Source organism: Nocardia sp. NPDC023852 (assembly GCF_040639505.1).
GTDB lineage: Bacteria > Actinomycetota > Actinomycetes > Mycobacteriales > Mycobacteriaceae > Nocardia.
Genome location: NZ_JBFAAB010000004.1, coordinates 43,668 through 56,217 on the forward strand (window position 1 = coordinate 43,668; position 12,550 = coordinate 56,217).

Annotated in this window: 10 protein-coding genes; all 10 read right to left on the reverse strand. The window is 65.1% G+C overall.

Annotated features, from left to right (window positions below):
• Nucleotides 1-283 precede the first annotated feature (283 nt).
• The 10 genes from AB0H00_RS09705 to AB0H00_RS09750 all read right to left on the reverse strand — a co-directional run bounded on the left by AB0H00_RS09705 (nucleotide 284) and on the right by AB0H00_RS09750 (nucleotide 12,388).
• A complete protein-coding gene (locus tag AB0H00_RS09705; protein WP_357263612.1) occupies nucleotides 284-2,500 on the reverse strand; it encodes a hypothetical protein in 2,217 nt (738 codons plus the stop codon).
• A 1,383-nt stretch (nucleotides 2,501-3,883) separates the two neighbouring features.
• Entirely contained in the window at nucleotides 3,884-4,570 is a 687-nt protein-coding gene (locus AB0H00_RS09710) for an alpha/beta hydrolase (RefSeq protein ID WP_357263615.1), read from the reverse strand.
• Between the two features lie 433 nt (nucleotides 4,571-5,003).
• Nucleotides 5,004-5,747 carry an SDR family oxidoreductase gene (locus AB0H00_RS09715; protein WP_357263618.1) on the reverse strand — a complete coding sequence of 248 codons (744 nt, stop codon included), beginning with the start codon at nucleotides 5,745-5,747 and terminating at the stop codon, nucleotides 5,004-5,006.
• Nucleotides 5,734-7,092 (reverse strand): FAD-binding oxidoreductase, encoded by a 1,359-nt coding sequence (locus AB0H00_RS09720; RefSeq protein ID WP_357263621.1) that lies wholly within the window; start codon nucleotides 7,090-7,092, stop codon nucleotides 5,734-5,736. Before AB0H00_RS09720 ends, AB0H00_RS09715 begins: the two co-directional genes overlap by 14 nt.
• Nucleotides 7,089-8,528, reverse strand: a complete 1,440-nt coding sequence (locus AB0H00_RS09725; RefSeq protein ID WP_357263624.1) for a styrene monooxygenase/indole monooxygenase family protein — start codon at nucleotides 8,526-8,528, stop codon at nucleotides 7,089-7,091. The genes AB0H00_RS09720 and AB0H00_RS09725 overlap by 4 nt, the downstream gene beginning before the upstream one ends.
• Nucleotides 8,529-8,635: 107 nt before the next feature.
• Complete coding sequence (locus AB0H00_RS09730; protein ID WP_357263627.1) at nucleotides 8,636-9,541, reverse strand: aminotransferase class IV; 906 nt, start codon at nucleotides 9,539-9,541, stop codon at nucleotides 8,636-8,638.
• The gene (locus tag AB0H00_RS09735; RefSeq protein ID WP_357263630.1) at nucleotides 9,538-10,590 is read right to left on the reverse strand and encodes a hypothetical protein; all 1,053 of its coding nucleotides are present in this window, start codon (nucleotides 10,588-10,590) and stop codon (nucleotides 9,538-9,540) included. The genes AB0H00_RS09730 and AB0H00_RS09735 overlap by 4 nt, the downstream gene beginning before the upstream one ends.
• Nucleotides 10,591-10,594: 4 nt before the next feature.
• The gene (locus AB0H00_RS09740; RefSeq protein ID WP_357263633.1) at nucleotides 10,595-10,975 is read right to left on the reverse strand and encodes a nuclear transport factor 2 family protein; all 381 of its coding nucleotides are present in this window, start codon (nucleotides 10,973-10,975) and stop codon (nucleotides 10,595-10,597) included.
• Entirely contained in the window at nucleotides 10,968-12,008 is a 1,041-nt protein-coding gene (locus AB0H00_RS09745; RefSeq protein WP_357263636.1) for a cupin domain-containing protein, read from the reverse strand. Before AB0H00_RS09745 ends, AB0H00_RS09740 begins: the two co-directional genes overlap by 8 nt.
• 233 nt (nucleotides 12,009-12,241) lie before the next feature.
• Complete coding sequence (locus AB0H00_RS09750; protein ID WP_357263639.1) at nucleotides 12,242-12,388, reverse strand: hypothetical protein; 147 nt, start codon at nucleotides 12,386-12,388, stop codon at nucleotides 12,242-12,244.
• Nucleotides 12,389-12,550: the final 162 nt, after the last annotated feature.

Genomic DNA, 12,550 nt, shown 5'->3' on the forward strand with positions numbered 1-12,550 from the left:
GCTGCTGGTAGCTTGATTGTCAGCCTGACGGACGGGCGCCGAATCAGCCGCCGCAGTTCCGGTGCCGGCGATCACTGCCGCCGCAAACACTGAACCCACGAGAATGATGGCTCGGTGGATAACTTTCATATTCTGCACCTATTCTTCTTTCAAATTTCCGTACAAACTTTACTTCTGTGTCGAAAGCTGTGATCGGCTATGGCGAAACCGGCGCGGCCAACTGCAGCCGTAGCGCTCACACGCGCTGCCGGATCATGCACCAAGCTACTTCCCTTCTGGATCATCAGAACCGTGGTAGCGCCTTCGATGGGGTCAGCTTCACGTTCCCTGTCCAGTATTCGGAATGCGCCATGGTCTGCAATATTTCCGAAGCTGTGTGGAGATCGCCGGCTTCTGCGGCTTGCAGGTATTGCTGGCTGAGATGCGGCATGATGAACCTGTTCATCAACAGGCCACGTTCCTGACTCCAGCCCTCGAACTGGAGGGGCAGCGGGTAATCCTTGTTGGACTGTACAACGTTGCCATGGCGATCTCGAGTGATCTGGCTGCCACTTGCGAGGGCTTCGATGCCTCTGATCTTGTCCCTCGTGGGCTTTTTGAAGTAGTCGTCGAGATAGTCCTGTTCGGCTTTAGTGAGGGCGGAACGGTCCACACGATCGATATAGCGCCGGTTTGCCAACCTGTGCGCGGTGTGCTGGAAGAGAGCCATGTTGGTCGGTGTTTGACCCAATTTGAGGATCGACATCGAGGCGGCGGCCTCACCGATGTACGCGTCGCCATCCCACACGCTGGGACCGAACTGCTCGCGGTAATTGTAGGCCCGCATGGCACCGACCATCATGTCTTTGTCCTTCCAGCCGGCGTCCATCATGGAGGTGACGACGTCGCCCAGGGCTCCACCGCGGTTGATGACGCGGTCCACCGCCGCGGCGGCGCCGCGATGGGTGAAGCCGTATTCCTGGGCAGCTGTTCTGGCGGCTTCGATATACCCCTCCCGGACCCGCGCCGAGTTGAGCGACCAGCCCTTCCCGAGGATCTCCTTATTAGCCTCGAGATTCATCAGGTCGACCTGATGCCTCAGTTTCGAGTCGAGGTCCCACGGGTTGCGCCTGCGGAAGAGCAACGCGGTGATCGGGTTGGCGCCGATGGTGTTGATGGCGCCGAGTCCGGCGAGCGCCCTTCCCGGCAGGGAGTGGCCGGCCCCCGCGTCACCCATTCCCAGAGCGGTGCCTCCGCCACCCCCACCAGAGCCGCCCGCGCCCTGTATCGCGAGGGCGAATCGGTTGGCGACCCAGTCGTTACCTTTGCTCAGACCCTTGCCGAGCTGCCTCAGCTGCAGGATGGCGACGATCTCCACGATGGCACCCAGGACGAGTACCACCCCGACCTGGCCTCCGGCCTGCCGGAACAGGTTGCCCAGGAATAGCACGTAGACACCGAGGAAGACGGTGTAAGCCGCCATTGCTCCCGCCGCGACGAAAGCATCGACGACGTTGCGAACCAGGAGCGTCTGCGTCGGTCCGTAGATGAATCCGCCCGCCGCGAAACCGAAGACGGCCTTGATTCCGTGGAGGATGGAGTCCAACGCCTTCCGGATGATCTTGCCCCCGAGAGACGCCCCGAACGCCAGTTGGATCGCCCCACAGAACAACAGCACCAAGCCGGAGCTGACCTGGCCTAAACTCGGATCGTGGGCCACGGCATACGCCGCCGTGTCGCCACAGGCGCGCATGCCGTTCAATACGCGGGAATCGTCACCCGATTGAACGCCCGCCGACCACGCGGCAGCGCACCGCGGCGACTGATCGACGACATGACCGAAGTTCCACACCTGCAACGGATGGCGTGCGAAGTTGTCGGCCAGATCCCGCTGCATGGTGACGACCAATTGGTCCGGATTCGGGCTCGTGCTGCCGTTGAGCCCGGCCGCCACCGCGATACCCACGTTGCGACCCTGGGCGAGTAGGCCGTGTGAGGACAGGACATCCGCCAACGGCTCCGCCAAGAAGATCGGGCCGAGCACGGCCACCGCCAGCATCGTCACCACCTGCATCGTGGCCTTGGCGACAAAACCGCGCACCACGAACCAGGCGACGAAGAACGCACCGATCCCAGCGGCGACGGTCAATAGGAGGGGTGTGGCGATCTGCCCGGTCAGGTTGTCAACCACCCCGGTCAACGCTCGACCGAACGGATCCAGCCATTGGAAGCTGATCGCGAAACCGATCAACCACACCGCCGCGGTCACGATGACCAGATAGCCGACGAACTCCAAGCTGAGGATCGCCGAAATGATCGTCTCCAACGGATCCAACACGCTGCCGTGACTGGTCGCGAACATATAATCGGTCAGCCGGACACCGTACGAGTCCCTGATATCCATCCACTGCAGCATGGCGATACTGGACCCACCTGAGGCCGTTCCACTCTGGGTCTGCGCCACGGCCACCGCGCCGACAACGCCTGGGAAGACGAAAAGCGCGAGAGTGATCGCCAGCAACCACACCATCCTGCGCCGTCGGCGAGTGGCGTCGACCCAGCATCGAAACCGCTGCGCGACTAACCGAGGCTGCCACCGCGCCGGATCCCGGAACTCGAACTTCCGCGTCACCCAAGACCGCCGAGCCCCTCGTCGCCGCACTTTCCCGCGACATCCCGTTGGCGTGCTGGTCATTCGACCATGGTCAATTCTGTTTGGAGGCAGGAATCACCGGGACTCGATACCGAGATACTTTCAACTCCCCAGCCGCTTTCATCGCCAAGCCGACCGTGCCGGACCTCAGCGGGGATCCACTGGTGTCGTCGAGTGCGGCCCTTTCTGCTTCTGTGCGACGGCACATAGGTCGCCGGTATCCCTATCACTGTCTGTTCAATCGCAGCGGATGGCCGGTTCGTCGGTCGGTATATCTGCTGCACTGCATGACTGCGAGCATGATTGTTTGTCTGCGCCTCCACATCCGTAACCCATAGGTGGGCGGCAAGCAGCTTGCGGCGGCAATGTCAGCCGATCCATCGGAATCGCTATGTCTTCGGTTATGGTCGATACGAGGGCTTGTGCCAGCAGGAGTGGCTGAGATCAGGTGGGAACCTGGTGTATTCGTCCTGCGGCGTCGATGGACCCGGACGCCGGAGCACGCTGACACCGGTTACCGCAGCACCCGCTCCGGACGGGCACCAGCTATAGCCGGTCCGGGTCGAGCCGGGCGATTCGGGGGTGGAGTGTGGCGAGTTCTCTTCTGATCGAAGGAGTTCGGGGGGACTTCCGCGCTAACGCCAGTGTGTCGAGGCCTGGGTACGCGGGCCACAGGGTCAACAGCATGCCGTCATGGTTTCCCACGGCTGGGACCCCCAATCCAGCGTGCCCATCACGCAGGAGCAGTGTGGGTCACCTTCCCGGCGCAGCCGCTCCACCTCAGCGAACACCAGATCACGGCACCAAACCAATCGGTCGGGTAACGGGTATTGCGGCTGCGGACGCCGCTCCCGTTCCTTGGATGTATACACCGTATCGAGGGCCGCGACGCAAGTCGCGACAGCGACTCGTGTCTCCTCCCGCGTACCGCGATGCTATGGCAACCGCCGGTCGAACTCGTTCCGGATGGGCGGCATCCACGGCCCGGTCGGCGGATCGGCCCGCACAAGGATGTTCGAGGTCGCAGGCGCTGGACGTAGGCGTGATCAGAACAGGTCGTACCGAACGGCAGCGGCCGGTAGCCCGTGGGTTGACGCGGCGCCCGGCCCGGCGAACGCAGCGATGCGACCGCAAGCCCGAAATCTCTGTGGGCCAACGGATACCGGGTTCGTGGCAGGGCCCGGCCGGGCAGGCGGCGGCTCGATGGGCGGAATCCGGATGGGCATGCTGCTCGAATCCAGCGGGCAGAGTTCAGGCCCCGGCCGCGAACTGTTGGAGGATTCGCGTCAGCGACGCTGAATCCTGCAGCATCGGCAGGTGCCCGGTCGGGATTTCGCGGTTGAATTTTGGGTTGAGCTCGGCGGCATACTTTCGTTGCGACGCGAGGGGGAACTCCCGGTCGATCGTGGTCATTACGTATCCGCTGCGGGTCGGGAGCGTGCGCGGCGACAGGCCGTCTCGATAGAGGCGCTGCGATTCCGGTTCGAAGTCCGAAACGATGCGTGCGATGTCGGCGTCGTCGAGCCCCGCGCATAGCCCGGAGCGAATCATCTTCTCGGGAGGTCGGGTTCCGGCGAACCGCATGATCAGACCGACGACAAAGCGCTGTGGCGCGGGCAGTGCGCCGAGGAATGACGTCCCGGCGGCGGGCACCGAAGCGGCGACGCCGAGCAGGCCGTCGACGCGCTCGGGTGCGATCGCCGTGATCTCGCTGGCCACGACGCCGCCGATGGAGTGAGCCACGATCGTGAATGGCCCGTCGGGTGCTTGTGCCAGAGCGGTGTCGGCGTAGTCGTGGAGGGTCGCGTTGCCCCGCTTCGGGTAGACAGCGACTACCGATTCGACGGGCAGGGACGCTCGAACATCGTCCCAGATCCAGGCTGGAAGCCCGGCACCACTGAGGAAAAGGATCGGTGTTGTTCGCGGTCTTGTGTTCATCTGCGCTCCTCGGACGGCTCGGCTGCGCTCGCAAGGGTAAGCATTTGGTCCGACACGAATGGCGGATCGCAGGTTGGGGCCTATGGTCAAGTCCATACAGGTGGTGTATCGGGGTGATTGCCGCGTGACCCTGTTCGGTCCGGCGGTCAGTGCTGGGGTGGTGTCCTTCTGTTCGGCGGGGTCGGTGAGGCTGCGGGAGCGGGCCAGCACGTCGAGGCCGAGGTCGCGGCAACTGCGGCCAGGTGGTGATCACGATGGGGGATGCGAGGATGGATCGGCGGCACCTCGCGCCATTCACCGGGTGCCGCCCGATCGAACCTCGCTCGTCGTTAACTGAAGACGGCTCCACAGAGACACAGCCATCCTTCCGGCGGCGCAGCAGCCGCCGCAACCGTAGTCGAACGACCTTTTTGAACTACGGCGACACGGGCGCTCACTGTAGGCCCCCGTCCACGTCGATGACTTGTCCGGTGATCCATCCTGCGTCGTCGGAGGCGAGGAATGCGACGACCGTGGCGATGTCGCGGGGCTGTCCGACCCGGCCGAGCGCGGTGACGGAGACCAGTGCCGCTCGCTCCGACGCGGTGAGGTTGCCGGCCAACTGTGCGGTGTCGACGATTCCGGGCGCGATGGCGTTGACCGTGATCCGGCGTTGGCCGAGTTCGGCTGCTTGACAACGGGCCGCGGCCTCGATGGCGGCCTTGGTGGCGGCGTAGACCGAGCTGGTCGCGGCGATGCGCCTGGCTAGTCCGGAGGAAATGTAGATGATGCGGCCGCCGTCGCTCAGATGTTTCGACGCCGCGACAGTGGTGAGCAGCCCACCGCGGAAATTGATGTCGAGGTGCTCGGCAAGGTAGTCCTCGTCGATGTCTTCGGTGCGCCGTCGGTGGTAGACCCCGGCGTTGTTGACGAGGATGTCCAGCTTGCCTCCGTATGCCACCGCGCTGTCGAGGAGATGTCGGCGCTGCTCGGCTTCCCGTAGATCGGCTTGGACCAGATGCGCGTGGCCGCCGTTGTCTTCGATCGAGGCCGCGACCACTTCGGCCTCGGCCCGGAACTGTTCGTTCTGGTAGTTGAGGATTACGGTCGCGCCGTGGGAGGCCAGTTCCACCGCGGTAGCCGCCCCGATACCACGCGAGGCGCCGGTCACGACCGCCGTCTTGTCATCGAGTTTCATCGTCGGCCTCCGGGGCGACATTGCGGTTGAACCGGAACATGTTGGTCGGGTCGTAGCGCCGCTTCAGCGACCGCAGTTTCGAATAGCCGGCGCCGTACGCTTCGGGTATCCGATGGTCTTCGTCGTAGTCGAGGTAATTGACGTAGGCGCCTTCGGTCGCGTGCGGCGCGACGGCTTCACCGAACGCGCGGGTCCACGCCACTCGTTCGGAATCCTCTGCCGGACTTTTCCACCCGTTGATCACCAAGAACGAAAACCGGCCATGGCGTCCACGAAACGCTGTGGCATCCTTCGGTATTCGGCCGACAGCACCGCCGAGATGCTCCACGAAGACCTGTGTGAAGGGCGCGCTGATGCTTCGACAGTGCGCCAGGATGGCATCGGCGGCGGCATCGCTGAACTCGGACAAATAATGAGCGCGCAGATGGTATCGGGCGCCGAGCGGCGTACTGGCGTCGTGCACCGCCTGAAGCTCGTCGATTCCCATCTCCCGCACCGAGTCGTGCGTCGGGGGCCCGAGAGACTCCAAGGGAGCCAGAGCTGTTGCCGCCGTGGCCGATGGGCCGTTGAAGCACAGGCCGATTCCGACACTGTGTGTTCCGTCCGGGTTGCCGTTGTAGTAGAAGTGCGTGACCAGTTCGTCACCGGCGCCGGCGGTGATCCGCCGATACACGTCGAGCACATCGCGGGCCTTGGCCGCGGGATAGAGCTTTACTCCGGCGACGACCCGATTCACCGGGTAAAGGCGCAGCGTCAGTGAGGTGACGGCTCCGAAATTCGCCCCTGCCCCACGCATGGCCCAGAAGAGGTCGGGATTGCTGCGCGCATTGACGGTCCGCAACTGTCCGTCGGCGGTGACCACGTCCAATGCCTGGATGTTGTCGCAGGCCGTTCCGAAACTACGCATCAGCCAACCGAGTCCGCCGTGCAGCGCGAATCCGGCGACTCCGACGGTCGCCACGGAGGCGCCGGTGGTGGCCAGTCCGTGGCGGGCAGCCGCTGCCACCACGCTGCCCCAGCGAACTCCTGCTTGGACTCGGGCGAGGCGTTGAACAGGATCGATTTCGATGCCGTCCAACGCCAGGGTGGACGCGACCAACGCGCCATCGGGCATGGACCTGGCCGCGATATCGTGGCCTGCTCCCGTGACGGCGAGCGGAATATCCTCGCTCGCAGCGTGTTCGATGATGCGTTGGACGTCCGACACGTCGGCGCACCTGGCGATCAGGGCGGGGCGGCGATCCAGCCCTTTCCATATCTGCCGAGCCTGGTCGTAGCCGGGATGCGTAGGCGCGATGATCTCCCCGCCGAATGAGGCGGGAAGCTGTGCCGGATGAACGGTCATGGCAACTCCGGAGGTGCGGGGGAGCGGTGGTGCACCGCGGCCACCCAGCTGTCGGGCTGATCGCGGCGCCAGAGCGTCGAACAGTGCAGTGAGCCTTGTCGGTAGGTCACCAGCAGCGTGGCCTCGGCCGGTCGCAGCACGGAAAAGCCGGTTGGTGGATCAGGGGTGCAGGTCGGCTCGACAGCTTTCTGCCAGCTGTCTCGGGAGTGAAAGCCGTCCTCGGTGACCAGAATCCCGTCGGACGCGACGAGCGGACGCAGGGCGCGGATGTCATCGCCGGCGAGCGCGTCCAGCAGCAGTCGCTCCCGATCGACGACCGTGTGGTCCGGAGCTTCGGCGACGAGATCCGAAGTGACCCGGCGGATAAAGGCTGTCGCTCGCCGCGGAGTGGCCATGGAATTCCACATCGCTTTCGGAGCGTCGAAGTTGTCCAGGAACGCGTCAGCGAGGTTTTGGCTCTGCTCGGCGGCACGGAACAAGGCGACGACATGGTCCGGCGGCGGGCCGAGCGCGGATGCCGTCCACTCGGTGACATCCGCGGCCAGATTCCACAATGTCGATTCCCATGTGCGGCAGAAACGCTCGTCGAAGACCGGGTCGGCGAGGATGGCTTGTCCGAGTTCCCATGCCGCGGCGGCGGCGAGGTTGCCCCCTTGGCCGGTGACCGGGTCGTTGAGCACCGCTGCGTCGCCGACAGCGACGGCATAGGTGTTCGGGCCCAACCGAGCCCACGGCCTGCGCACGGTGGGGGTGATCGAACCTTGCAGCAGGTCCAGTGGGCGGGTGAGAGCGAACCGGCGAAAATCTATACGGCCGAGGATTTCCGAGTCTATGTCCCGCAGCAGTTCCAGCACGATTCGCGCGCATGCGTCCGGGTCGTCGTAGTACCGGTCGCGCAACCGGGACGCCCACGGTCCGTCCGGGATGGCCTCGAACGTAATGCCCGCTACTCGTCCGGTCACGGAATGGACCGGGGTCTGGAAGATCTCGCCCGCCCCGGGCACGATCTCGAGATGCATTCCCATCGGCTCGGTGTGCGCCACCCCGTGGAACAACCCAGCGAGCAGAATCCGGGCCGGGTGTTCGGCGGAGCGGGACTCGACGCGGGGGAACAGGGCGTCGACGCTGCCGCCGCCTGCGGCCACCACTATCAGGTCGTGGTCGTCCCCGTACCGGGCGACGGCGGTGCCCACGTCCGGCGTCGCGACGACAGCGCCGCCACGGTCCCGGTAGTCGGCCACCAACTGCGGCAGGTAGATCCGGAAGTCGACGAAGCTGGCCTCGTGCGTCAGGTTCCCGCGGAAAGCGATCGGGGGATCGGTGCGCACGCGGACATGCGCGCAGCTCATGCCGAAGTCGGTGAAGTCCCAATGGTCGACGCCGAGCGCACGTTCGCGGGCCCTGGTCCGGCCGAACCGGCATACGTTGTTGGGCAACCGGCCGTTACGGATCTGCTCGGAAGTCTTGTCGGTGTAGAGCGTGGTCCGGATGCCCTGCTGCTGTAAAAACAGTGCCAGATGCAGTGCCGATATCCCGGTACCGACTATGCCGATGGTACGCGTGGCCTCTCCTTTTTCCGGTGGGCGATGACGAGGCGGGAGTATGCGTCCGCCAGGGTCTGGGTGATCGGACGGTCGTCGCGGTACTCGGTGTCCAGGAAACGTCCGACGGGTTGCACGCCGACCGCGGTTCCGGTGAGGAACACTTCGTCGGCCGCGGAGACGTCTTCCAGTGCCAGGCGGCTCACCCGCGTCGGGATACCGGCGTGCCCGGCCAGTTCGAGGACGGTCTGCCGCGTGATGCCGTCCAGGAAAGTGTCTGCCACCGGCGTGGCCAGCTCGCCGGCGCGGACGACGAAAATATTCGCGCCGGTCGCCTCGGCGAGCCTGCCACGATGGTCGAGCAGCACGGCGTCGTCGAAACCCTGCTGCTTCGCCTCGGCCAGCGCCAGCGAGCCGACGAGGTAGTTGGCGGAGGTTTTCGCCCCGACCGGCGCCATGCTCGGGGCAGGCCTGGCCCATCGGGACAAGCCGAGTCGCAGCGGTCGCCCGGACGCCGGCGGGTGCTGTGGCCAGCGCAGCACCGCGATGGCGAGATGAACTGTGGTTCCAGTCGGATCGATGCCGATCACCTCGTCCCCCCGCCAGGCGACCGGCCGGATATAGGCGTCTGAGTAACCGGCGGCGGTCACGGTCTCGTCGATGGCGGCGGCGATCTGTGCCGCGCTCCACGGCAAGGGCATTCCGATCATGGCGGACGAAGCGCACAGCCGATCAACGTGTGCCGCCGCGGCGAACGGCTTGCCGTTGTAGGCCCGGATACCTTCGAACACACACATCGCGTTGTGCAGGCCGAGGCTCAGCACCGGCAGATTCGCCTCGTCGGGTGGCACGTGCCTGCCGTCCAACCACACCGCGCCGACCCGTCCGGCGGTGACGAGCCCACTCATGCGATCACCTTGCCGCGTCCGCGTTCCGCTATTTCGGTGCGTTCCGGCAGCATCACGTTTCCGCCGCCGTCCCGGCGATCGGCGGCCGTCCCCAGCACGACCAGGGCCTTGTCGATCGCCGCGCGCGCGGCGGCCTGCAGCGCGTCGAAATCTCCTGGCCGGGTGTCGTCGACCGGTGCGATGTGATTGCTGACGACATGAAATCGATTCGCGCCCAGGTTGAGCTTCGCCAGTTGGGCGCCGCGGCCGAGGTTGAACCGGTGGATGTCCCGGGCCAGCCCCCACCGGTAGATCCGGTACAGCGCAACGGCATACAGGTTCTGGGACCGGGCCACCGCGGTGTGGTCTATGCCTTGCACCAGCACTTCCAACGTGTTCGACTCCGGATAGTGCATCCCCAGCACGGCCTGCACCGGTGCGCCATCGGATTGTCGGCGGTGCAGGAATACGCACACCCGTTCCCGCAGTGCGGATATCGCGATGTCACGCAGGAGGGAGAGGGAGAAATGATTGCGGGAGTGCCCGTACTTCGCGAGATTCAGCTGGTGCAGTCGGTCGAAGGCCACTAGGGTTTCGTCATCGACCCCGGCTCCGGTCGCCACCTCCCACTCGAAATGCTCGTCGGCGCGGCGGACCAGTCGGCTCAGCTCGCGCCACCGTGCTCCTCCGAGCAACCCTCGCAAGTCACGATCAAGACTGTCGCGCACGACGAACTCGGCCTCCACGAACCAGGGCAACTCCACGAAGCCGCGAGGAGCCGGCATGTCTGCGCCATCGTGCCGCACCACCGGGTACAGCAGCCACTGTGCTCCGCCTACCGCGCCTTCGTGTCGGTGCGCGTCCAGTTCGGCCGCTGTCGGAGCAGCTGAGTGCGGTCGATAGAAGTAGTCGTCGGTGACGAGCACCAGGTCTCGGGCCGTCGAGGTTTCCACGCCGAGTGCGTCGACCACGGCACGCCAGTGCATGATCTTTCCCAGCGGAACGATGGGTACGCGGGTCTCATAGAGTCGACAGAATGCCTGCCGCCAGAAGTGCGTCTCGCTGGGCACGGCGTTACCGGGTCGATCGCGTCGGTGTCTCGTGGTGGAAGATCGCTTGCCAGCCGTCGTCCCCGAGCCGCCATACACTGCTGCAGTACACGACTTCTGGCAGCGGTGTGCCGTTGAAGTCGCCCCATTGCCGCAGCCGGTACGTCAGCGCGGTGACCTTCGGCCCTCCGGGCACCACCCGTATCTCATCGGCCTCGAAACCGGCGTTCTGGTCGAGTGCGTCGATGCCGTCGATGAGTTCACGTTGGCTGACCAAGCCCATCGTGGCATCGAATCCATAACCATCCGGGTGCATCAGCTCAGCCATGGCGGCCTTGTCCCTGCCGAACACCGCGGCCAAAACTCTGCGCTCGCGCTCTTCGAATAGCGCCTGATCGCTAGCCATGGTCCGCGGGTGCGGTCCGTAGCGCGCATTCCGCGATGCGGTCCGACAGCAGGTGCATCATCTTCCAGCCTTTCGCCAGCACCTCTCCCACCTCCGCCGGGGTCCAGTCCCGGCGCTGCGCCAAGGCGCGGTACCCCATCTCGAGATGCTCCGCGTCCGCGCTGTCGTGCAGCTGGAAATACTTGCTTGCCGAGAACGACGACAGCCCTGCGGCATGGAACACCATTCCGCTGCCTTCCAGCACCAGATGTGAGAGGACGGTGCGCTCCACGGTGGACGAGGATGCCATGCGATCCACGAACCAGGATGAGGCGGCGGCGATCACCGGATCCCACTGTGCCGGTCTGTTGTCGCGGATCTCGGCCAACAGCACGTTGTGCCCGAGTTCCTCGGCGAGATGCTCGTCGGCAAGAGGACGCGCGGAACTGTCGTTCTCCCCGACGACCCGCGCGGCGATCACGCGCTGAAATGCGTCCGACCATCCCTGAAGGTGGTCCAACAGCCCGCTGCGTACCTCGGGCGGTTGCGCATCGATGTCGCCGATCAGCCGGACCAGGGCGTTGTTCTGATACTCATGCAGGTACCGGTCGTTTTCCGCGCGGATCGCCGCGACGTCGGGACGGTCGTCGACGAAGGCGACGCGTGGGGTGTCCGGATTCTCGTACAGGCCGTCGCCCTCGAACTGGATCGACAAAGCCCAGAAGCCCGACGGCTCGGCGCCCACGAAGCCATGCTTCGAGCCCGGCGGAACCACGACAATGTCACCGGAGCGGATGTCTCGGGTGATGTCGCCGACGGCTTGCCCGGCCCCTTCCGCGACGATGATCATGCTTTTCGTCGGATGCTCATGCACCGACAGTTCCTCGCCAGGCAAGAGCCGCACCCAGCTCAGCGAGAGCCTTGCCAGCTCGGGCACGAAATCCTTCAGCGTCGGATTCTGATGAAAGTCTTTGAGAAGGCCAATGTTGTGAACAGTCTCATCCACTACCACCGAGGTGATTTCGGTCAACGAATCGCGCTCTATCACTTGCATGGTATTTCCTCAGTTCCGGTACTGCCGTACCGCATCGAAGTGCGGCACGGCACATCGTAAACCGGCTCGCTGCTTTTGTCCGGGTTAGCTCGCTGACCTGCTGATATTCGAGTAGCTGTGGCTCCGGCTCAGGATGCGCTCAGTGCCGCGAGGTGTCATACGGCACAGCGCGATCCGAGTCTGGCCCGTCGCGGTTGCCACACAGTGTGTTTCGTGCCGCGGCGTCGGCGCGGTCAGCGGCCCGAACGAACCCGGCGCGGGCGCAGGCTGTCGAAGGTCATGCCCGTCATCAGAAACACGAGCGGTACGAACACCGACGACACGCGGTCGTCGACGCCCCGCTGAGCCAGCGGCAGCGCGACCTGGAGGACGCCGAGCAACCCGAGTACCAGCCCGCGTCAGCCCGGCACGCGAGCCGGGCGCGCGCCACGACGACGCGACCGTACGCCGCGGCGTTGCAGCTCGGCGGCGCGACGCTACGCGGACCGGCCGAGCTGGACAACATGCGCAGGCGATTCGGCCTAGCATCGCGAATGGGAACG